22 protein-coding genes are annotated in these 20872 nt (G+C 72.2%); all 22 read left to right on the forward strand.

The features are described from left to right. Positions 1-199 precede the first annotated feature (199 nt). Positions 200-994 carry a LuxR family transcriptional regulator gene (locus ACWEKM_RS40550; RefSeq protein ID WP_451626306.1) on the forward strand — a complete coding sequence of 265 codons (795 nt, stop codon included), beginning with the start codon at positions 200-202 and terminating at the stop codon, positions 992-994. A gap of 223 nt (positions 995-1217) precedes the next feature. Then, positions 1218-2141 carry an ACP S-malonyltransferase gene (locus ACWEKM_RS40555; protein WP_451626307.1) on the forward strand — a complete coding sequence of 308 codons (924 nt, stop codon included), beginning with the start codon at positions 1218-1220 and terminating at the stop codon, positions 2139-2141. Between the two features lie 38 nt (positions 2142-2179). Then, a complete protein-coding gene (locus ACWEKM_RS40560; RefSeq protein WP_451626308.1) occupies positions 2180-2977 on the forward strand; it encodes a thioesterase II family protein in 798 nt (265 codons plus the stop codon). Next, the gene (locus ACWEKM_RS40565) at positions 2974-3738 is read left to right on the forward strand and encodes an IclR family transcriptional regulator (RefSeq protein ID WP_451626309.1); all 765 of its coding nucleotides are present in this window, start codon (positions 2974-2976) and stop codon (positions 3736-3738) included. The genes ACWEKM_RS40560 and ACWEKM_RS40565 overlap by 4 nt, the downstream gene beginning before the upstream one ends. Before the next feature lie 126 nt (positions 3739-3864). Continuing rightward, on the forward strand, positions 3865-4125 hold the full coding sequence (locus ACWEKM_RS40570) for an acyl carrier protein (protein ID WP_451626310.1): 261 nt from the start codon (positions 3865-3867) through the stop codon (positions 4123-4125). A 31-nt stretch (positions 4126-4156) separates the two neighbouring features. Beyond that, entirely contained in the window at positions 4157-5422 is a 1266-nt protein-coding gene (locus tag ACWEKM_RS40575) for a beta-ketoacyl-[acyl-carrier-protein] synthase family protein (RefSeq protein WP_451626311.1), read from the forward strand. Beyond that, on the forward strand, positions 5419-6570 hold the full coding sequence (locus ACWEKM_RS40580) for a beta-ketoacyl-[acyl-carrier-protein] synthase family protein (RefSeq protein ID WP_451626312.1): 1152 nt from the start codon (positions 5419-5421) through the stop codon (positions 6568-6570). The genes ACWEKM_RS40575 and ACWEKM_RS40580 overlap by 4 nt, the downstream gene beginning before the upstream one ends. Further along, positions 6567-7448 (forward strand): beta-ketoacyl synthase N-terminal-like domain-containing protein, encoded by an 882-nt coding sequence (locus ACWEKM_RS40585; protein ID WP_451626313.1) that lies wholly within the window; start codon positions 6567-6569, stop codon positions 7446-7448. Before ACWEKM_RS40580 ends, ACWEKM_RS40585 begins: the two co-directional genes overlap by 4 nt. A gap of 17 nt (positions 7449-7465) precedes the next feature. Then, on the forward strand, positions 7466-8335 hold the full coding sequence (locus ACWEKM_RS40590; RefSeq protein ID WP_451626314.1) for an alpha/beta fold hydrolase: 870 nt from the start codon (positions 7466-7468) through the stop codon (positions 8333-8335). Beyond that, the gene (locus ACWEKM_RS40595) at positions 8332-9303 is read left to right on the forward strand and encodes a hypothetical protein (protein ID WP_451626315.1); all 972 of its coding nucleotides are present in this window, start codon (positions 8332-8334) and stop codon (positions 9301-9303) included. Before ACWEKM_RS40590 ends, ACWEKM_RS40595 begins: the two co-directional genes overlap by 4 nt. Then, positions 9300-9659, forward strand: a complete 360-nt coding sequence (locus ACWEKM_RS40600) for a hypothetical protein (protein ID WP_451626316.1) — start codon at positions 9300-9302, stop codon at positions 9657-9659. Before ACWEKM_RS40595 ends, ACWEKM_RS40600 begins: the two co-directional genes overlap by 4 nt. After that, on the forward strand, positions 9660-10067 hold the full coding sequence (locus ACWEKM_RS40605) for a hypothetical protein (RefSeq protein ID WP_451626317.1): 408 nt from the start codon (positions 9660-9662) through the stop codon (positions 10065-10067). It abuts the gene before it with no gap. Next, positions 10067-10456: a hypothetical protein gene (locus ACWEKM_RS40610; RefSeq protein WP_451626318.1), complete on the forward strand. Its 390-nt coding sequence runs from the start codon at positions 10067-10069 to the stop codon at positions 10454-10456. Before ACWEKM_RS40605 ends, ACWEKM_RS40610 begins: the two co-directional genes overlap by 1 nt. Positions 10457-10581: 125 nt before the next feature. Continuing rightward, the gene (locus ACWEKM_RS40615; RefSeq protein WP_451626319.1) at positions 10582-11760 is read left to right on the forward strand and encodes a beta-ketoacyl synthase N-terminal-like domain-containing protein; all 1179 of its coding nucleotides are present in this window, start codon (positions 10582-10584) and stop codon (positions 11758-11760) included. A gap of 41 nt (positions 11761-11801) precedes the next feature. After that, complete coding sequence (locus tag ACWEKM_RS40620; RefSeq protein ID WP_451626320.1) at positions 11802-12047, forward strand: acyl carrier protein; 246 nt, start codon at positions 11802-11804, stop codon at positions 12045-12047. Then, positions 12047-12448 (forward strand): 3-hydroxyacyl-ACP dehydratase FabZ family protein, encoded by a 402-nt coding sequence (locus ACWEKM_RS40625; protein ID WP_451626321.1) that lies wholly within the window; start codon positions 12047-12049, stop codon positions 12446-12448. Before ACWEKM_RS40620 ends, ACWEKM_RS40625 begins: the two co-directional genes overlap by 1 nt. Then, positions 12445-12924 carry a 3-hydroxyacyl-ACP dehydratase FabZ family protein gene (locus ACWEKM_RS40630; RefSeq protein ID WP_451626322.1) on the forward strand — a complete coding sequence of 160 codons (480 nt, stop codon included), beginning with the start codon at positions 12445-12447 and terminating at the stop codon, positions 12922-12924. Before ACWEKM_RS40625 ends, ACWEKM_RS40630 begins: the two co-directional genes overlap by 4 nt. Positions 12925-12968: 44 nt before the next feature. Next, a complete protein-coding gene (gene fabG / locus ACWEKM_RS40635) occupies positions 12969-13721 on the forward strand; it encodes a 3-oxoacyl-[acyl-carrier-protein] reductase (protein ID WP_451626323.1) in 753 nt (250 codons plus the stop codon). 49 nt (positions 13722-13770) lie between these two features. Next, complete coding sequence (locus tag ACWEKM_RS40640; RefSeq protein ID WP_451626324.1) at positions 13771-14394, forward strand: DsbA family protein; 624 nt, start codon at positions 13771-13773, stop codon at positions 14392-14394. Between the two features lie 43 nt (positions 14395-14437). Then, on the forward strand, positions 14438-14650 hold the full coding sequence (locus ACWEKM_RS40645; RefSeq protein WP_451626325.1) for an MbtH family protein: 213 nt from the start codon (positions 14438-14440) through the stop codon (positions 14648-14650). Between the two features lie 232 nt (positions 14651-14882). Further along, positions 14883-18821, forward strand: a complete 3939-nt coding sequence (locus ACWEKM_RS40650; protein WP_451626326.1) for an amino acid adenylation domain-containing protein — start codon at positions 14883-14885, stop codon at positions 18819-18821. A gap of 73 nt (positions 18822-18894) precedes the next feature. Beyond that, a partial coding sequence (locus ACWEKM_RS40655) for an amino acid adenylation domain-containing protein (protein WP_451626327.1) occupies positions 18895-20872 on the forward strand: 1978 nt, incomplete at its 3' end.

Raw genomic sequence — 20872 nt, forward strand, 5'->3', positions numbered from 1 at the left:
GCACACCCAGGCGCGCGCCGGCCCCCCCACCGCGGGGGGGGCGGGCGCCTTGCGCGGCGGCTTCATTTTATACCGCTCCACGCCGGGCGGCGGTGGGGGGGCCTCCCCCCCCGGCCCCCCCCGCACCCCCGCGGATCGCGGCCGTGGGCCACACACCCCGGCCGTGACGAGGAAAGTCCAACGGGGAACGGAGTACAGGGTGCCGGACGGGCCCAAGGACAAACTGGAGGAGGCGCTTCTCCAGGTGCAGAACCTGATCGATTCCACGGTGGCCATCCACCGTGACCGCAGTCTCCAGGAGAACAAGATCCAGGTGGTCGACGGCGGCCACCAGGCGGTGCGCGATCTGGTGGCGGATCTTTTCGCCGACGCCTCCCGCACCATCGACATCGTGCACGCCCGCATGCCCGGTGCCGAGCGCGAACCGACGCACAGTGCACGAGTGGGACGGGAACTCGTCCAGGACATCCCGGAGACCGTGTCGGTGCGGCTGCTGATCAACCAGGAGCTGGTGGACGAGGAGTTCGTCCGCGAACAGCAGTCCCTGGACAGGCCGGTGGAGGTGCGGTTCGCGAGAGTGCCGCCGCTGCGGGCCGTCATCGTCGACGGTGAAGTCGGCTTTGTCGTCGCGGAGTCCGCGGTCGGCTGCCGAGCCTCTGTGGTCAGGATGCCGGAGCTGGTTTACACACTGCATACCCTCTTCGAGAGCGTGTGGCGCAATGCGGTGCCCGCGGGCGAACGCCTGCTGTTCGACGAGCGCGACCGGGGCGGCCTGACCCGACAGGTGCTCAGCTCCCTGTGCGCGGGAGTGACCGACGAGGTCGCCGCCCGCGATCTCGCCATCTCCATCCGCACCTACCGGCGCCATGTCGCCGAGATCATGACGCTGCTCGGCGCCAACTGCCGCTTCCAGGCCGGGGCCAGAGCCGTGGAACTCGGCCTGTTGCCGCGTCTCGCCCCGCGCGGCGGCCACCTCGGCCGACGCCCTACCTGAAATTCCTGGCAGCTTCCTGAAACCTCGGTTGCCGCCGGGCACGCCTTCTCGTTGGATGAGGCCCGAGGAACGGGATTCACGACCGCTCGAAGGAGCGGAATTCCTTCCCGGCGGCCCAGAGATCCCCGGCTCCGTGGCCGCCCCGGTGTGCGGGGATCCGTACGTGCCTTCGTCGGCTACGGATCCCCGTCCGCCCTGGTGCATTCATGTGGAAGGTGAAGTCGTGACCGGTCTGCCGACGGGCTTGGTGTTTCCCGGACAGGGAACGCAGAAAGAGGGAATGGGCGAGCCCTGGCGGGAAACTCCGTCCTGGGAACTCACCCGGGAAATCTCCGAGGCGGTGGGAGAGGACCTCCCGGAACTCCTGCTGCGCACCCCGGGCGGGCAACTGCGCCGTACCGACCTGGCACAGCTCGCCGTGTTCACCGTCTCGGTCATCGCGCACGCGGAGGTCGTGCGCCGTGACGCGCTGGGCGGCGCGCCGGTCGCCTGCGCCGGGCACAGCCTCGGCGAGTACGCCGCCCTGGTCGCCGCGGGGGCACTCACGGTCACCGCCGCCGCCGAGCTGGTGGCCGCGCGCGGCCGGGCCATGCGGCGAGCCGCCGAGGTCCGGGAGGGCACCATGGGCGTCCTGGTCGCAGCCCCCCTTGAGGAGGTCTCCGCGCTGGCCGGGCGGCTGTGCGAGGACGGCCTTGAGGTGTGGGTCGCGAACGTCAACGCACCGGGCCAGACCGTGGTTTCCGGCTCCGTCGACGGCATCGCACGGATCGAGCGTGAGGCGCCCTCCATCGGTGCCAAGCTGATCCGAGTCCAGGTCGGCGGCGCCTTCCACAGCCCTTTCATGGCACCCGCGGCTGACGCCCTGGCCACCGCGCTGAAGGACTGCGCCTTCGCTCCGACGCACCTTCCGGTGGTGGCCAATGTCGACGCGGAGCCTCATACGGGCGGGGCGGTCTGGCCGGAACTCGGTGTCCGCCAGCTCACCTCACCGGTGCTCTGGGAGCGCTGCGTGCGCACCCTGGTCGGCCCGCTCGGCTGTCGGCGACTCGTCGAGATCGGGCCCGGGCGCACGCTGGCCGGGCTGATCCGCCGGATCGCCCCGGACACCGAGGTCGCCTCCGTGGACACCCCGGGCGCGCCGGTCTGAGCCGCCCGGACCGACGCAGCGAGGAGAGACCCATCGCCATGGCATCCGCCACCGCAAGCAGCTGGCTGCGCCGGTACGCCGGCCCGGTCCCGCCCCGTGTGCGGCTGCTCTGTCTGCCGCACGCGGGCGGCTCGGCCACCTTCTTCCACAGCTGGGGCAGGGCCCTCGGCGACGACGTCGAGGTGCTGACCGTGCGCTACCCCGGGCGGCAGGAGCGCATCGCGGAGACCCCGCTGACCTCGATCGAGGAACTCGCCGACAGGCTCGTCGCCGAGCTGCCGCCGTACCTCGACGCCCCGTTGGCACTTTTCGGCCACAGCATGGGCGCGTCCGTTGCCTACGAGACCGCCCATCGGCTCGCGGCGCACCACGGCACCGCCGCCGCCGCGCTGCTGATGGTCTCGTGCCGCAAGCCCCCGCATCTGGTCAGCCCTCGCGGCCGGTGGCTGCGCGGCACCCCCGACGGGCGGGTGCCGACCGGTTCCCGGCCCGGCACGGACGCGGAACTCATCGCCGAGGTGCGACGTCTGGGCGGCACCGACGCCGCCCTGCTCGACAACGCGGACCTGCGCGAACTGCTGCTTCCCGCGATCCGCGCCGACTTCGAGGCCGTCGACCGGTACACCGCCCGGCCGGGCGTGCCGCTCGGCTGCCCCGTCGTCGGCTACCTCGGTGCCGCCGACCCGGGCCTCACCCGGGAGGACATCGCCGCGTGGTCGAGCGTCGCGCCGAAGGGCTTCGACGTCAGGGTGCTGCCGGGCGGCCACTTCTATCTGACGGACCAGCGGGACGCCCTGCTGGCGGACATCCGCGCGCGGTTGGAGCGGGTGCGGTGAGCGAGGCGGTCCACCTGCGGACGCCGACCGGGATCGGCGTGCTCGACAAGGCCGCGCTGCTGCTGCAGATCGTCGAGGAGGGCCCGGCCTCGCTGGGCGACTTCATGAAGTACAGCGGTCTGACCAGGCCGACGATCCACCGTCTCGCCCTCGCCCTGGAACGCCTCGGACTGCTCGGCCGGGACTCACAGGGCCGGTTCGTGCTCGGCCCCCGGCTCGACCCGGCGGGGCTTCAGGTGGGCCACGACCGGCTGGCCGGGGCCGCCGGGCCGTTTCTGTCCGAACTCCACCAGGAGACCGGTCTCGACGCCCGACTGCACCGCCGCTGGGACGGACTCCAGGTGTGCGTCGCCGCGTGCGCCGGGCCGGGCGGTGCGCAGAAGGTGCCCCTCGGCGCGCCGCGGCCGGCCTCCACGGGGCCCGTCGCCCAGGTGCTGCTGGCCTGGGCGGAACCCGACGCGGTCTGCCACGGCCTGAACCACGCCCGCTTCACCATGGCCCAACTCACCCTCGTACGCCGCAGGGGCTGGGCCTACGGGCCGGACCGGATGCTGCCGGGGAGCGTCACCTACGCCGCTCCGGTGCGCGGCCTTGACGACCGGGTGGTGGCCGCGCTGGCCCTGACCGGGCCCACCGACCGGATGCCCGCGGCGCCCGAACGCCGGCTCAGCGGCCTGCTGTTCGACTCGGTCGCCGCCCTCGGCGACGCCGTGTCGCGGCTGCGCGGGGGTCTTGGCCCGGTGACGGAGTCCGGCTGGTGAGAATTCCCCCGCGGTGATGGCAGGTTGCTGTCGTCGGCGTTGTGGGGAATACCGGGCTGCACGCACGATTCAACCGCGAATGGAAGCGTGCCGCGAAACTCATCGGCGGCGCCGGCTGGAAGAGGTATGGGCGTGACGACTGCCACCCGCGACGAGCACATCGAAACCATCAAGGAAATCGTGTGCGACATTCTTGAGATCGAGGAGGACGAGGTCACCGAGATCAGCCTTTTCAAGGAGAACCACGGCGCCGACTCGCTCCGCGCGATCGAGATTCTGGCCGCCCTGGAAAAGGAGTTCGGCACCGTCATCAACCAGAGCGAACTGCCGCGCATGGTGAATCTCAAGGGCGTCTACGACGTCGTCGCGGAGTCGGCCGGCTGGTAGCCGAACCCGCGTCGCAAAGTGGGAGGTTTGCATGACGACGGCAGTGCGCGGCCCCGGCGGGACGAGGCCGGAGCGGCATCGGGTGGTCCTCACCGGGCTCGGGGTGGTCTCCAGCATCGGGCTCGGTGCGAAGGAGTTCCTCCAGGGGCTCAGGGAGGGCCGCAGCGGGGCCCGGCCCATCACGGTGTTCGACACCGAGGGCTTCGCCTACGCCAACGGGTGCGAGATCACGGACTTCGACCCGCGGGACTGGATCAGGACGCTGGATCCCGAACAGCTCGGCAGGGCCACGCAGTTCTCCACGGCCGCCGCCCGGATGGCCCTGGAGGACTCCGGACTCGACCTGGACCGGCTGCGCGCCCGACGCGGGCTGATCTCCATCGGCACCACCGACGGTGAGAGCTACGACCTCGACCAGCTGGTGGAGAGCGAACTCGCCCACGGCACCGGCACGTTCAAGGCCGCGGCCGCCCGGCGCATACCGGCCGGGCGGTTGTCGGTCTCCGTCGCCCAGGAGCTGGGTCTGACGAACGTGGAGGCGCTGACCATCCCCACCGCCTGTTCGGCGGGCAACTATGCCATCGGCTACGGCTTCGACGCCGTCAGCTCGGGCGAGGCCGACTTCGCCTTCTGCGGCGGAGCGGACGCGATGTGCCGCAAGACCTTCACCGGTTTCTACCGCCTGGGCACCATCGCGCCGGACCGCTGCCAGCCGTTCGACGTCGACCGCAAGGGCATCCTCACCGGCGAGGGGGCGGGTGTACTGGTGCTGGAGCGGCTGGAGTCCGCCGTGCGGCGCGGTGCCCATATCTATGCCGAGGTGCTGGGCTACGGACTCAACTGCGATGCCCACCATCAGGTGGCGCCCGCCCAGGACAGCGTCGCCGACCTGATGCGGCTCGCGCTGGACAACGCGGGGGTCGCCCCGCACGAGGTGGACCTCATCTCGGCGCACGGCACCGGCACCCGTGCGAACGACATCACCGAGGCGGGCGCCATCCGTCAGGTCTTCGGCGACACCCCGCCGCGCACGGTCTCCATGAAGTCGATGCTCGGTCACACCATGGGCGCGGCCAGCGCACTGGGCGCCATCGGCTGCGCCCTCGCCATCGCCAACCGTTTCATCCCACCCACCATCAACCATGTCACCACCGACCCCGAGTGCGCGTTGGACTGCGTGCCGAACGAGGCCGTGGAGGCCGACCTGCGGGTCGTCCAGAACAACGGCCTCGCCTTCGGCGGCAACAACGCGGCGGTGCTGCTGGGCCGGTACGACCCGACCGTGGAGGCGTCATGACGAACCGCCCCATCATCGGCATGGGCGCGGTCGCGTCCACCGGCACGGGGGTCGACCAGCTCTTCGACGCGCTGTGCCGGGGCGCCACCGGGCGCGCCGAGCTGCGCGGCTTCGATCGCACCAGGTTCCGCGCGCAGCACGCCTACGAGGTGGACGACCGCCCGGCCCCGGGCGAGGACCTGCCGGGCCGCGCCACCCGGCTGCTGCTCGACGCCATCGGACAGGCCGCCGCCGACGCGGGACTCGGCGAGGACCTCAGCGGCATCCCGGTCCTGGTCGGCACCGGCCTGCGGGAACTGCGCTCCATGGAGCTGTGGTGGCGCGACGGCGTCGACTTCGCCGACACCGGGCTGCACTTCGGCACCGCCCTGCGGGAGCGTTTCCAGGCCGACGTCAGCCACACCTTCTCCAACGCCTGCTCCGCCTCGCTGTATGCGCTGGCGCTCGCCTGTGACCTGCTCGCGCAGGAGGGCGAAGGCGCGCCCGACACGGTCGTCGTGGCCGGCGTCGATGTGCTGACCGAGTCCATGTACGGGCTGCTGGAACGCGTACACCCCCAACCCCCGGACCGGGTGCGCCCGTTCGACCGCAACCGCACCGGCGTCCTGATGGGCGACGGCGCCGCCGCGATCGTGCTGCGCCGCACCGACGAGGGCGCCGAGCGGGTGTACGGGCGGCTGCGCGGGGTGGCCGTGAACTGCGACGCGTACCACGTCACCGCGCCCTCCCCGGAGGGCATCGCCGAGGCCATGCGGGCCGCGCACGACGCGGCGGGGGTCAAGGCATCCGACATCGACCTGGTGATGACGCACGGCACCGGCACCCTCCTCAACGACGAGGCGGAGGCCACGGCGCTGCGCGAGGTGTTCGGAGATGCCGCCGGGACGCCGCTGATGACCGCCGTGAAGTCCATGACCGGTCATACCTCCGGCGCCTCCGGGCTGCTCAACCTGGTGGTCGGGGTCCGCGCGCTGGCCGAGGGTCGGGTGCCGCCGACGGTGGGCCTTGCCGACCCGGTCGAGGAGGCCACCGACTTCCGCTTCGTCACCGGCGAGGCCGCCACCGGTCAGCGGCTGAAGGTGGCCCAGCTCAACGCGTTCGGATTCGGCGGCATCAACGCCGTGGCCATGGTGGAGGGCCCCCGATGACATCGACCTCGACGACCGCCAAGGCCGCTGTGGTGGTGACCGGTGCCGCCGTGCTGCTGCCGGGCGCCGACTCCGTACGGGCCCTGGTCGACGGACCGGACCCGGCCGGTACCCCCGTCGAACCGGCCGGCCTCGTCGGCCGCAAGGGCCTGCGCTACAAGGACCGGGCCACCCAGCTCGCCTACGCGCTCAGCGCGGCCGGGCTGCGCGACGCCGGGCTGCTCGGCGAGGACGGCCTGACCGTGCCCGCCACCAGCACCGGCATCGTCGCCAGTTCCAACTTCGGCAATCTGGACACGGTGGCCCGGGCCCTGGACACCCTCCGCGAGGAGACCGTCACGGCCACCAGTCCGATGGACCTGCCCAACGCCTCCAGCAACGTCATCGCCTCCTCGGCGGCGATCCGCTTCGGGCTGCGCGGCCCCAACCTGATGGTCTGCAACGGCGAGACCTCCGGCCTGGACGCCGTGCACTGGGCGGTCACCATGATCGCCGCGGGCCGGGCGGAGCGTTTCCTGGTGCTGGGCGTCGAACCCGACAACGAGGTGGTGCGCCGCCTCCTCGGCGGCCGCGCGAGCGTGGACGGCGGAGCCGCCCTCGTCCTGGAGTCCGCGACCGCCGCCGCCGAGCGTGCCGCCACGGTACGCGCCGAAGTCGGCGCGTACCGCAGGGGAGCGGGCGAACCGGACGCCACGGGTCTGCGTTGGGAGCTGCCCGGACATCTCGGTGCCGGCTCCGGCGCCCTCGGGGTGCTCCAGGTGGCCGCCGCCGTCGGCCGCTTCGACGCCGGACTGCGCGAGCCGGTGCGGGCCGTGGCCGGCGGCGCGGGCCATGACGCCTGCGCTGACCTGCTGCTGCTGGCCCCGCAAGCGGCCTGAGAAGGGGGACGATTCCGGTGAACACCGACGCTGACCTGCGGCCCGTCTCGGTGCAGCAGCGCACCTGGTCCGACCGGCCCCGGGTGCTGCTGCTGCACGGGCTCGCCGCAAACGACAGCGTCTGGGAGCGTGCCGTACCGCTGCTCGCGGCGCACTGCCAGGTGTGGACCGGGCGGCTGCCCTGGCGCACCGAGACCCTCGATTCACTTGGCGCGCAACCCGACCTCGCGGGCCGCCTCGCCGAGGCGCTCGCGGCGGTGCCCGGCGGCCCGGAGGTGGTCGTCGCCCACTCCATGGCGGCCAACGTCCTTCTCGACCTCCTAGTGCCTGCCGGGGCACTGGACCGCGGGCGGCGTGCGGGAGCCGGTCCGGCCGACGCGTTCGGCGGCATCCGGGCCGTGGTCCTGGTCTCGCCGTTCTACCGGGCCCGTGCCGAGGAGTTCGACTGGGACACCATCAGCTACTACCTCAACGACTTCCACCTGATCATGGAGGCCGGGATCCTCGCCCACTCGGCCCGTCGCTCCTCCTACGACGTGCAGCGGGCCATGGCCGAGCGGGTGCGGGACCGGGTCGGCCCCTACGGGTGGATGCGCTTCTTCGACCTGTATCTGCGCACCCCGACCCTGGACACCGCCGGGCTGACCCTGCCGGTGCTGGTACTGGCCGGTGAGACCGACTTCGCGGCTCCGCCCGAGGAGGGCCTGGCGCTGGCCGCCGCCCTCCCCGCGGCCGAGGTCCGTGTGCTGTCCGGCTGCGGGCACTTCCCGATGCTTGAGGCGGCCGAGGACTTCGCCGCCGAGGTGGGCGCCTTCGTCCACGCGAACACCGTGGCCGCTCCCGAGCGGAGCGGCGCATCCCTCGACACCCTGGAGCTCCAGCGATGACCCTCATCACCGACACCGCGGTCAAGGAACTGCTCACCGCCGCCACCACCACGCGGGTGCGTCCTCGCTACGAGGGCTCCAACATCTGCACCTGGATCGGCTTCAAGCACGTCAACTACCTGGTCGAGGAAGCGGTTCTGGACAAGTTCCGCCAAGCCGGTCTGCCCGCCCGCGCCCTGTACGAGCAGCACGGCCTCGGCCTCGACCTGGTCGGCCTCGACTCCCGTATCCTGCACGCCTTCCACATGGACGACGTCGCGGAGGCCGTGGTCGTGCCATGGACCAAGGACGACGACCGGACCCTGGGGTTCAAGGTCACCATCGAGGTGGAGCGTGACGGCGAACGGGTCAAGGCCGTCACCTCCAAGGTCCGCGTCTCGCTGCGCCGGGACACCTATCTGGAGGCGGCCGGCGAGGTCCCCGAGCCGCTCGCCCGGTTCGCGGTGGCCAAGCTGGGCGACGACCTGGAGCGCGCGGCGGGCACCGCGGCCCCGGACGAGGAGGAGATCCTCGCCTCCCTGACCGAGGGGCGAAACGCCTACGCCTGGAAGTGGAACATCCCTTACCCGTACTGCCACTTCACCGAGCGCATCCAGATGTCCGGCTATCTGCGGCTGATGGAGGAGGGCAAGGACCGCTTCGTCGCCGACCGCGGTATCTCCATCAAGACCCTGCTGGACGACCGCCGTTGGATCCCCGTGGTGCCGCGCTCCGACATTCGCGTCCTCGACGAGGCGCTGATGGAGGAGGACCTGTACACCGTCTACACGGTGGAGGAGGTCTTCAAGGACTTCACGTACACCTCCCGTATGGACTGGTATGTGCTGCGCGACGGCAAGCTGGTGAAGACCGCCACCGGGCGTATCGTCCACGGCTACGCGCTGATCGAGAACCGTCGCGACTGGAAGCTGGTCACCTTCGACCAGCGGGTCCTCGACGCCGTGCACGGCAAGGCCGCGCAGGCGTGACCCGCGACGGCGCGCACGAGGAGCCCGGGGGCGGTGCCGCCGGACGCCTCGTGCTGATCGAGAGCCAGGACGCCGGCGGGCCCGCCGGCTTCCGGCGCGACGCGGTCGTCCAGGTGCGCCAGGGGCGGCCCACCGTTCTGTTCCTGGTGCAGGACGGCGTGCTGCTCGCGGTGGCGGGCAGCGACGCCGAACTGGACCGCTTCCAGCAGGAAGGCGGGGTCCTGGCCGCCGACGGCTTCTCGCTCGCCCAGCGCGGGCTGGACGACGCGAGGCTCCGCCCCGGGCTGCGGGTGGCCGGCATGGACGAGGTGGCGGCCTGGGTCCTCGACCCGGCGACCCGGGTGGTGTGGCACTGAGTGGCCAGGAAGATTCCGCACACCGATGTGCTCCTCACCCTGATGGGCGCGCCCCACGCCTCGGATCAGGTCACCAGCGCCTTCCGGCTCACCCAGGCGCTGCTGGAGCGCGGTGCCACGGTGCAGGTGTGGACCTGCGGGTACGCGACGCTGCTGACCCAGCGCGGCCAGGGCCCGGACAAGCCCCGGAACCTGGCCGACTGGAACGGGAGTTATCCGTCCGCGCCGGGCCTCGCCGAGGAACTCCTCGGCGCCTTTCCCGACCGTCTGTACTGGTACGGCTGCCGGTTCTGCAGCGATGACCGGGGAGTGACCGAGCATCTGCCGCCGGTGGTGCTCAGACCGCCCGCCGGCTACGCCGCCAACGTCGCCGCGTCCGACAAGACGCTGCTCATCGGGGTGATCTGATGGCCGATCAGCAACGTGTGCTCGCCATCGTGGAACGTGGCTACCGGGGCACCCTGGAGAAGCAGTTCTTCGACGAGCTGTACCTCGCCACCGAGCTGCACCGTCAACTCGGCGGCCTGGACATCCTGTTGCGGGGGACGGCGGTCGGCTACGCGCTGGCCGCGCACCCGCCGCCGGCCCTGCGCGTCGGAAACCGCACGGTCGCCACCCTGAGCGATCCGCGCGGCGGGCTGCGGGTGCTGCTCGACGCGGGCGTCGGCGTCTGGGCCGAGGAGTCCGGGCTGACGGCGCTCGGCTCACCCCGACCGGTGCTGGCGGGGATCCGGCTCGCCGGCAAGGACGAGATGGCGGCGCGCTGGGGGGAGTACCGGATGGTCTTCTTCCTCTGACCCGGACGCGCCCGCGGCCCCGCAGACCGGGCGGACCCCGCAGACCGGGCGGGCCGCGCCGATCGAGTGGGCCGCACCCGCTCCCCAGACCTCGACCTGCTCAATGGAAGGAACACGTGACGGTCATGACCACTGTCACCACGGGCACCGGGCATCCGGTGATCACCGCCTGGTCGGCCGTGTCGCCGTACGGCATCGGCAGGGCCGCGTACGCCGAGGGCCTGCGGGCCCGGCGCGCCACCGTCACCGGCCTCGACGCCGAGCACGGCACCACCCCGGACGGCGTCGGCTGCCTGGTGCCGGACTTCGACGTCCGCGGGGCGCTCGGCCGCAAGGGCACCCGGTCCATGGACCGGGTCACCGGGCTCGCGGTCGCCGCGGCCGGCGCGCTGCTGGACGACGCCGCGCGCAACCGTGCCGTCGGCACCGGTGAGGGCGCCGCCTTCGTCCTGGGCACCACCACCGGCAGCGCCCAGTCGATGATGGACTTCACCCGGGACTCGTTCACCTCGCAGCAGCCCTTCTTCGTCGACCCGGCCCGCTTCCCCAACACCGTGATGAACTGCGCGGCCGGGCAGAGCGCCATCTGGTACCAGCTCAAGGGCCCCAACGCGACCATCGCGGGCGGCCGCACGGCCGGGCTGCACGTCCTGAACTACGCGCGCCGACTGCTCGGCTCCGGCCGCGCCCGTACCGTGCTGTGCGGCGGGGCCGAGGAGTTCTCGCAGGCCCGGGCCTGGTTGGAGCACCACAGCGTGGAGCCGGTGGCCGACCGCGCCGAGGTGCCTCCGCTCGGCGAGGGCTGCGCCCTGTTCCTGCTCGAACCGCCGGGCTCGGCCGACCCCGAGCGGCCGGTGCTCGCCGAGCTGCTCGCCGTGGAACTCGGTGTCGTCCTCGACGGCGACCCCGCGCCCTCCCTCGTCGCGTGTCTGCGTGCGGCGCTGGACCGGGCCGGTGTACAGCCGGCCGAGGTGGCCGCCATCGCCCGGTGCGGCGCCCCCGGCCGGGAAGGCGCCGCCGAGGCGGAGGCGGTGCGCGAGGTGTTCGGCGGCCACGAGGCCGCCGACCGCACGCCCACCGGACTGATCGGTGACACCGGTGCCGCGGCCGCCGCCTTCCAGACGGCCGCGCTCCTCTCGTACGCGGCCGACCGGACCGACCGGACCGACCGGACCGACCGGACCGACCGGACCGACCGGACCGACCGGACCGACCGGACCGGCCTGCCGGACGGCCGGATCGGCGTGATCACCTCGGTGGATCGCGCCGGAAGCGTCGGCTGCGCCCTGCTCGGCCTGCGCTGAGCGACCCCCTGCCCCCAACCCATCGAACCCAGGGAACTCACATGCTGGACAAGGAAGAACTGCGCACGCTCGTGGCCGAGGTGCTGGACGTCGACGTCGCCGAGATCACCGACGAGGCGAGGTTCGTCGATGACCTCGAGGTCGACTCGCTGATGGCCCTTGAGGTCGTGGTGGTCCTGGAGAAGAAGTACGGCATCAAGCTGCCGGAGTCCGATCTCAAGCAGATCGTCACCCTGCACAGCGCCTACGAGCTGCTGCTGAGCAGGTCCGCAGCGGTGCAGGTCTGATGGCCGCGGCGAGTCCGCTCGCCGGGACGGTCGAAGTACTGCCCGGCGACAGCGAGTTCGCCACCGCCGCCCGGTTCGAGGTGGGCGCCGACGAGACCGTGCTGCCCGGGCACTACCCCGGCTTCCCGATCTTCCCCGGGGTGTGCCTGGTGGAGAGCGCCCACCAGGCCGCGCTGGCCACCGCACCGCGGGCGGCGAAGGGTGCGGTGCTGAACGCCGTCGAGTCCACCCGGTTCACCGGGCCGGTCTTTCCCGGCGACCGGGTGGACATCGCCCTGCGGTGGAAGCGGACGGCCGACGGGCAGTGGCAGTGCCGGGCGGGCCTGAGCACCGCCCGGGGCCAGGCCGCCAGTGTGCGGCTGCGCTACGCCGTGCGGCACGGTGCGGAGACACAGCGGTGATCGGACAGCGTGAGATACGGGCCCGGTTGCCGCATCGCTTCCCGATGCTGCTCGTCGACCGGCTCACCGAGATCGTGCCCGGCGACCGGCTGACCGCGCTGAAGGCGGTCACCTGCAACGAGCCGTGGTACCGGACGTTGGGCCCGGACAGCGCCGAGGACGACTTCGTGTACCCGTCCTCGCTGCTCCTGGAGTCCTGGTGCCAGGCGGCGGGCGTCCTCGCCACGTGGGACGAGCCCAACCCCGATGTGCTGCAGGGGCAGGTGATGCTCTTCGGCGGCATGACGGGGGTCGAGTTCCACCGGCCCGTGCTGCCCGGGGAGGTCCTGGAGCACCGGGTCCGGCAGAGCCACCGGATCGACGACAACGTGCTGTTCGAGGGCGAGTCCCTGGCCGGGGGCGAGACGGTGATGAGCGTGGAGCGGATCGTCATGGCGTTCCGCCCCGCCTCCGCACTGCGGCCCACCGAGGGCTGACGTGCCGTCAGCAAGATGGCCGTCAGCAAGACGAGGAACGTGAGATGACTGAGAGCACGAGAACCCCGCCGGTGGCGCTGGTCACCGGCGGTTCACGCGGCATCGGCCGGGCCACGGTCCGCGCCCTCGCCCGCGACGGCCACGACGTGGCCTTCTGCTACCGCTCGGACGACGAGGCGGCCCGCGCCCTGGAGAAGGAGGCCGACGTGTTCGGCACCCGGGTCGTGGGCACCCGCGTCGATGTCGCCGACGGTGGCGCGGTGCGCTCCTGGACCGAGAGCGTCGAGGAGACGCTGGGGCCCGTCGACGCATGCGTGACGGCCGCCGGCATCACCCGCGACAACCCCCTGGTCCTCATGGCGGACGAGCAGTGGCGGCAGGTTCTGGACACCAACCTGGACGGCGTCTACCACGTCTGCCGCGCGGTGGTGTTCGGCATGATGAAGCGCCGCGGCGGCGCCATCGTGAACATCTCCTCGGTGGCCGGGGTCTACGGGCACGGCACCCAGACCAACTACTCCGCCTCCAAGGCCGGGATCATCGGCTTCTCCCGCGCCCTGGCCAAGGAGACCGGACGCTCGGGAATCCGGGTCAACGCGGTCGCCCCCGGCTTCATCGACACCGACATGGTCGCCGAGATGAACGACAAGGCCCGCAATGAGGCTCTCAAGTCGATCCCGCTGCGCCGCATGGGAACCGCCGAGGAGGTCGCCGACCTGGTGGCCTACCTGGTCTCGGACCGGGCCGCCTACATCACCGGCGCGGTGCTCCAGATCGACGGCGGTATCACCCTGTGACCTCCGGAGCCGCCGGACAAGCCCGTACCCACGACCCTTGGAGGCGGTGATGGCGCGACGCGGACCGCGCTGGTACTTCTCCTTCCGCAGCCCCTACTCCTGGATGGCCTACCGGGACCTGATGAAGCACTACCCGGACGTGGCCGAGGCGATCGAATGGCTGCCGTTCTGGGAGCCCGACCAGCAGGCCGTCGCGGAACTGGAGCGGGACCGGGTGCGGCTGCCCTACGTCCCGATGTCCAAGGAGAAGCATCTCTACATACTCCAGGACGTACGGCGCCTCGCCCGGGCCCGTGACCTCGACATGGTCTGGCCGGTGGACACCGCGCCGCACTGGGAGGTCGCGCACCTCGCCTACCTCGCCGCGCAACGGCGGGGCGCCGGATGGGGGTTCATCGACGCGGCCTACCGGCGCCGCTGGGAGCTGGGCGAGGACATCTCCGACCCCGCCACCATGGCCTCGATCGGCGAGGAGATCGGCGTCGACCCGCGGGCGCTGGCGGACGCGCACCGCGATCCGGGCATCCGGGAGCAGGGCATGGCCGCCCTGAACTCCCTCCACCGCGACGGTGTTTTCGGCGTTCCCTTCTTCATCGTCGGCTTCGAGAAGTACTGGGGCGTCGACCGGCTTTCGGACTTCGTGGAAACAGCGCGGGCCAAGATCGTGAAGTGATCTGGCGCCGTGAAAGGCAAACACTGGAAAGGCAGGAGCAGAAATGGCGACCAATCCGTTCGAGGATGACAGCGCGGAGTACTACGTGCTCGTCAACGACGAGGGGCAGTACTCCCTGTGGCCCGCGTTCGCGGAGGTGCCGGCGGGCTGGACCGTACAGCACGGCGCGGCGGGCCGGCAGGAGTGCCTCGACCACATCAACGAGAACTGGACCGATATGCGCCCGGCCAGCCTGGTCCAGGCCATGGGGGCCTGACCGGACATGCCGGTCGCGGCGCAGGCCGCACGGGAACGGACGTTGGCACCTATCTGCCACCGTCCGTTACCCGTCTCCGGGACCGGTTGGCAGGTTGATGCAGGGGGCGTTGTCGGGGATTTGGGGCGGTGCGAGGGTTCAGTCGGCGCGCCCCGGTACCGTCGCCCGGAATTCCTCCCGGATGCGGCGGCCGGTGATTGTTGGCTTTGTCTGCTAGGGGTGGATGAGAATCGTGTCCGGTGGAGACGGTATACCGCTGACCGCGGCCCAGTCCGGAATCTGGTACGCCCAGCAACTCGACCCTGAGAACCCGGTCTTCAATGCCGCGGAATACCTGGAGATCCGCGGCGACCTGGACACCACCCTCTTCGAGCGGGCGCTCGGCCAGTTGGTGCGGGAGACCGAGGCGCTGCGGATGCGGATCGTCGAGGACGACGCGGGCCTGCGGCAGATCGCCCTGCCCGCCCCCTCCTGGACCCTGGAGCGGCTGGACCTGCGCGGCGAGGCCGACCCGGACGGGGCGGCGCGGCAGTGGATGCGCGGCCTGCTGGCGCAGCCCGTCGAACCGCGCCGGGACCTGCTGTTCCGCTTCGCGCTGGTGCGGGTGGCCGACGACCGGCACCTGTGGTTCTACCGCTACCACCACATCACGGTGGACGGCTTCGCCGTCGCCCTGCTGGCCCGCCGGGCCGCCGCCGTATACACCGCGTTCGCCGCCGGCCGTGAGCCCGAGGACAGCGGGTTCGGCTCGGTCACCGACCTGGTGGCCGCCGACACCGCGTACCGCGCCGGTGAACGCTTCGCCGCCGACCGGGAGTTCTGGCAGCGGCGGCTCGCCGATTGCCCGGAACCGGTCGGCCTGTCCGACCGGTCGCCGGTCATGGCGCACGGACTGGTGCGCCGTACCGAGTTCCTGCCCGCCGAGGCCCTTACGGGCCTGCGGGACCTCGCCCGTGAGGTCGGGGTGACCTGGCCGGCCGCGATGATGACCGCCGCCGCCCTCTACCTTCAGCGCTCCACCGGCGTCGACGAGGTCGTGCTCGGCGTCCCGGTCTCCTGCCGCCTGGGCCGCGCCGCCCGTTCCGTGCCCGGCATGGTCTCCAACGTGGTGCCGCTGCGGGTGCCCGTACGCCAGTCAGCCACCCTGGCGGAGCTGCTCACCCAGGTCTCCGCCGAGCTGCGCGCCGTGGTCAGGCACCAGCACTACCGCTACGAGGACCTGGCCCGGGACCGCAGGCTGCTCAGCGGCGGCGGACGGCTCACCGGCCCCGAGATCAACATCATGATGTTCGACTACCAGTTGGCCTTCGGCGACTGCCCCGCGGTGGTGCACAACCTCTCCATCGGCCCCTCCGACGACCTCTCGGTCATCGTCTACGAGCGTTCCGACGGCCGGGGCCTGCAAGTCGACTTCGACGCCAACCCGGCCCTGTACACCGACGCCGAGATCGCCGCCCACCAGCGCCGTTTCGTGGGCTTGCTGGACCGTCTTGCCACGACCGGACCCGACACCGTCGTCGGGCGCCTCGACCTGGCCGCCGACACCGAACGCGACCTCGTCCTGCACGCCCACAACGAAACCGCCCACCCGGTGCCGGACACCACCCTGACCGCGCTCCTGGACAAGCAGGCCCGGCGCACCCCCGAGGCCGAGGCGCTCCGCTTCGAGGGTGACGCGCTGACCTACCGCGAACTGCACGCCCGCGCCGACTGGTTGGCCCACGAGCTGCGCACCCGCGGAGTCGGCCCGGAAAGCCTGGTGGCGCTGGCCGTGCCCCGCTCGCCGGAGCTGGTCGTCGCGCTCCTCGCGGTGCTGCGGACGGGCGCCGCCTATCTGCCCGTCGACCCCGACTACCCGGCCGAGCGCATCCGGTTCATGCTCACCGACGCCCGGCCGCTGCTGCTGCTCACCACCGCAGAGAGCGCACAGCGACTGCCGGACGGCCTGCCGGTGCCCTCGCTCGTCCTGGACGACACGCACACCGCCCAACTGCTCTCCGCCCGGCCCGAGGGGCCTTGCGCGGGCCCCGCACCCACCGGTGACCACCCCGCGTACGTGATCTACACCTCGGGCTCCACCGGCCGCCCCAAGGGCGCCGTCGTCTCGCACCGGGCCATCGTCAACCGGCTGCTGTGGATGCAGGACCGCTTCGGTCTCGGCGCCGACGACCGGGTCCTGCAGAAGACGCCGTCCGGGTTCGACGTGTCGGTCTGGGAGTTCTTCTGGCCGCTGATCACCGGTGCCACCCTGGTCGTCGCCCGGCCCGAGGGGCACAAGGACCCCGCCTACCTGGCCGCGGTGATCCGCACCGAGTCGGTCACCACCGTGCACTTCGTGCCGTCCATGCTCCAGTTCTTCCTCCAGGAGCCGGACGCCGTCCGCTGCACGAGCCTGCGCCGGGTCATGTGCAGCGGCGAGGCCCTGCCCGGTGAGCTGCGCGACCGCTTCCTGCTGTCGCTGCCCGGTGCCCGCCTGTTCAACCTGTACGGGCCCACCGAGGCGGCCGTCGACGTGACCTGCTGGGAGTGCCCGCCGGCCACCGGTCCGGTGCCGATCGGGCGGCCGGTCTGGAACACCCGCGCCTACGTGCTCGACTCGGCGCTGCGCCCGGTCGCACCCGGCGTCCCCGGCGAGCTGTACCTCGCTGGTGTCCAGTTGGCCCGCGGCTACCTCGGCCGCCCGCAGCTGAGCGCCGAGCGCTTCGTCGCCGACCCGTACGGGCCGCCCGGCGACCGGATGTACCGCACGGGCGACCTGGCCCGCTGGGGCGAGGACGGCGCGCTGGTCTACCTCGGCCGCACCGACGACCAGGTCAAGATCCGCGGGCTGCGCATCGAACTCGGCGAGATCGAGAACGTGCTCGCCCGGCACCCCGCGGTGCGCGCGGCCGCCGTGCTGGCCCGCGAGGACCAGGAGGTCGACAAACGGATCGTCGCCTACCTGGTGCCGGCCGACGGCTCCGCCCCGGACACCGATGCCCTCCGCGCCGCCCTGGCCGCCGAACTGCCGGACTACATGGTCCCGTCGGCGTTCGTGGTGCTGTCCGAGCTGCCGGTGACCGCGAACGGAAAACTGGACCGCAGGGCACTGCCGGCGCCCGAGCGGGCCGCCGGCGGGCGGGCCCCGCGCACGCCGCGCGAGGAGATCCTGTGCGAGCTGTTCGCCGAGGTGCTCGGCCTGCCGCGGACCGGCATGGACGACGACTTCTTCCGGCTGGGCGGCCACTCGCTGCTCGCCAGCCGGCTGATCGCCAGGATCCGTGCCACCCTCGGCGCCGAACTCACCATCCGCAGTGTCTTCGAGGCGCCCACGCCGGCCCTGCTGGAGGAGCGGATCGCCGACGGGACCAGTGAGGGCGATCCGCTCGATGTGGTGCTGCCGCTGCGTCCGCACGGCAGCCGCCCCGCCGTGTTCTGCGTCCACCCGGCCGGCGGGCTCGGCTGGTCCTACGCCGGGATCATCAAACATCTCGACCCGGACGTCCCGGTGTACGCCCTACAGGCCCGGGGCCTGGACGGGGCGCAGGCCATGCCGTCCAGCTTCACGGAGATGGCCGCCGACTACATCGAGCAGATCCGCAAGGTGCAGCCGCAGGGGCCCTATCACCTGCTCGGCTACTCCTCCGGCGGCATCGCCGCGCATGTCATCGCCTGTGAACTGGTGGCGGCCGGCGAGGAGGTCGGCCTGCTCGGCATCCTCGACACCTACCCCGGGCAGCGGCTCGCGGAGCTGGGCGAGCAGGAGATCCTCGCCGACCTGCTGCGCTGGGTCGGCTACGACCGCCGCTACCTGGGCCGCAAACCGCTCACCTACGACAAGGTCATCGGGATCCTGCGCAAGCTGGGCAGCTCGCTGGCCAGCCTCGAACCGCACCACATCGAGGCCATCGGCCGGGTCTACGCCAACGGACGCACCCTCGTCCACGAGGTGGAGCCCGGCCTCTATCCGGGGGACGTGACGGTCCTGGTGGCCAGCCTCGACAAGGTCGACATCTCCCCGACGCCGAAGACCTGGCGTCCGTACGTGGGGGGCGAGATCAAGGCGCACTACCTGGAGCGCAACCACAACGACCTGATGAAGCCGGCGGCGCTGGCCGAGATCGGTCGGATCCTCGCGGCTGAGCTGCGCGAGATCGAGGCGGCCCGGATCCCGACCGCCGTCCGCGGCTGACCGGATCCCGACCGCTGTCCGCGGCCGACCGGACCACCGCTCAACCGATCGCCATTCAAGGGGGGCTGACACGATGTACGACACTGCGCGCGCGCTGCCGGACGCAGACCTCACCGAGCTGATCGAGGCCCAGGCGGCTCGCACTCCGCGGGCCACGGCGGTGGTCTTCGAGGGCGAGTGGCTCACCTACGCCGAGTTCAACGCACGCGCGAACCGGCTCGCCCGGGTACTGGTCGACCGTGGCGCCGGGCCGGAACGCCTGGTCGCGGTCAGCCTGCCGCGTTCCCTCGACCTCCTGGTCGCGCTGCTGGCCGTCCTCAAGTCCGGGGCCGGGTACGTGCCGCTCGACCCCGACTATCCGCAGGAGCGGGTCCGCTACATCCGCGAGGACGCCCGCGCCGCCCTGTACCTGGACGGCGAACTGCTCGCCGAGGCCGAGGCGGAAGCGGCCGGCCGGTCCGACGACAACCTCCGGGACGCCGACCGCCGCTGCCCGCTGCGCCCCGGGCACCCCGCCTACGTGATCTACACCTCCGGCTCCACGGGCCGCCCGAAGGGCGTCCTGATCACCCGCCGCAATGTGCTCAACTTCCTGTCCTGCATGGCGGACCGCTTCCCCATGACCGGCGCGGACCGGGTGCTCGGGGTCACCACCGTCGCCTTCGACATCGCCGTGCTGGAGTTCTACCTGCCCCTGATGACGGGTGCCGGGCTGCTGCTCGCCCCCCGGGAGACGGTCATCGACCCCGCCCGGCTCGCCGCCCTCGCCACCGCGGGCGGTGCCACCCTCGTACAGGCCACCCCTTCGCTGTGGCAGGCCCTGACGGCCGAGCGGCCCGAGGCCCTGCGCGGGCTGCGGATGCTGGTCGGCGGTGAGGCCCTGGCGCCGACCCTCGCGGACACGATGGGCGCCCTCGGCAGCCGGGTCACCAATCTCTACGGGCCGACCGAGACCACGGTCTGGTCCACCGCCACGGCCGTCCCGGACGGATCGGTGCTGCCCAGCATCGGCAGCCCGATCTGGAACACCCGCGTGTACGTCCTCGACGAGCGGCTGCGCCCGAGCGAGGAGGGCGAGCTGTACATCGCCGGAGAGGGACTGGCCCGCGGCTACCGCAACCGGCCCGACCTGACCGCCGAGCGTTTCGTCGCCGACCCGTTCGGTACGCCGGGGGAGCGGATGTACCGCACCGGTGACCTGGCCCGCAGGCGCCCGGACGGTGCGGTGGACTACCTCGGCCGGGTCGACCACCAGGTCAAGGTCCGTGGTTTCCGGATCGAACTGGGCGAGATCGAGTCCGTGCTCGCCCAGCACCCGTCCGTCGCCCAGGCCACGGTGGTCGCCCGCGAGGACGTCCCGGGTTCGCCGCTGCTCGCGGCCTACCTGGTCCCGGCCCCCGGCGCGCTGTGCCCGGCCGCCGACGAACTGCGCGAGGTGGCCGCACGCTCCCTGCCGGACTACATGGTCCCGGCCGCCTTCGTCGCCCTCGACAGCTTCCCGCTGACGCCCAACGGGAAGCTGGACCGCAGGGCGCTGCCCGCCCCCGACTTCGCCGCCACCGCCTCCGGCCGGGCTCCCCGCACCCCGCAGGAGGAGCAGCTCGCGGGCCTGTTCGCCGATGTGCTCGCGGTGCCCTCGGTGGGCATCGACGACGGCTTCTTCCACCTCGGCGGGCACTCGCTGCTCGCCACCCGCCTGGTCAGCCGGATCCGGGCCACCCTCGGGGTCGAGCTCCAGGTGCGCACCGTCTTCGAGGCGCCCACGGTCGCCGCCCTGGCGGAGCGGCTGGGCGAGGCGGAGGCGGCTCGCCCGGCCGTGCTGCCCGCCCTTCGCCCGGAGCGGATGCCGCTGTCCTTCGCTCAGCGGCGCCTGTGGTTCCTGGACCGGCTCGGCAACGGCGGTGCCGCCTACCACCTGCCCTACGCCCTGCGGTTGCGGGGTGTGGTGGATCGGGTGGCGTTGGTGGCGGCGTTGGGTGATGTGGTGGCGCGGCACGAGAGTCTGCGGACGGTGTTTTTGGAGGAGGGGGGTGTGCCGTGGCAGGAGGTGT

The organism is Streptomyces sp. NPDC004752 (assembly GCF_053601275.1).

What these genes read in the sequence shown, in the direction of transcription:
- ACWEKM_RS40575 (WP_451626311.1), top strand. Translation starts at nt 4,157, where the DNA reads ATGACGACGGCAGTGCGCGGCCCCGGCGGGACGAGGCCGGAGCGGCAT.
- ACWEKM_RS40640 (WP_451626324.1), top strand. Translation starts at nt 13,771, where the DNA reads ATGGCGCGACGCGGACCGCGCTGGTACTTCTCCTTCCGCAGCCCCTAC.
- ACWEKM_RS40625 (WP_451626321.1), top strand. Translation starts at nt 12,047, where the DNA reads ATGGCCGCGGCGAGTCCGCTCGCCGGGACGGTCGAAGTACTGCCCGGC.
- ACWEKM_RS40585 (WP_451626313.1), top strand. Translation starts at nt 6,567, where the DNA reads ATGACATCGACCTCGACGACCGCCAAGGCCGCTGTGGTGGTGACCGGT.
- ACWEKM_RS40620 (WP_451626320.1), top strand. Translation starts at nt 11,802, where the DNA reads ATGCTGGACAAGGAAGAACTGCGCACGCTCGTGGCCGAGGTGCTGGAC.
- ACWEKM_RS40615 (WP_451626319.1), top strand. Translation starts at nt 10,582, where the DNA reads ATGACCACTGTCACCACGGGCACCGGGCATCCGGTGATCACCGCCTGG.
- fabG (WP_451626323.1), top strand. Translation starts at nt 12,969, where the DNA reads ATGACTGAGAGCACGAGAACCCCGCCGGTGGCGCTGGTCACCGGCGGT.
- ACWEKM_RS40580 (WP_451626312.1), top strand. Translation starts at nt 5,419, where the DNA reads ATGACGAACCGCCCCATCATCGGCATGGGCGCGGTCGCGTCCACCGGC.
- ACWEKM_RS40560 (WP_451626308.1), top strand. Translation starts at nt 2,180, where the DNA reads ATGGCATCCGCCACCGCAAGCAGCTGGCTGCGCCGGTACGCCGGCCCG.
- ACWEKM_RS40595 (WP_451626315.1), top strand. Translation starts at nt 8,332, where the DNA reads ATGACCCTCATCACCGACACCGCGGTCAAGGAACTGCTCACCGCCGCC.
- ACWEKM_RS40645 (WP_451626325.1), top strand. Translation starts at nt 14,438, where the DNA reads ATGGCGACCAATCCGTTCGAGGATGACAGCGCGGAGTACTACGTGCTC.
- ACWEKM_RS40610 (WP_451626318.1), top strand. Translation starts at nt 10,067, where the DNA reads ATGGCCGATCAGCAACGTGTGCTCGCCATCGTGGAACGTGGCTACCGG.
- ACWEKM_RS40570 (WP_451626310.1), top strand. Translation starts at nt 3,865, where the DNA reads ATGGGCGTGACGACTGCCACCCGCGACGAGCACATCGAAACCATCAAG.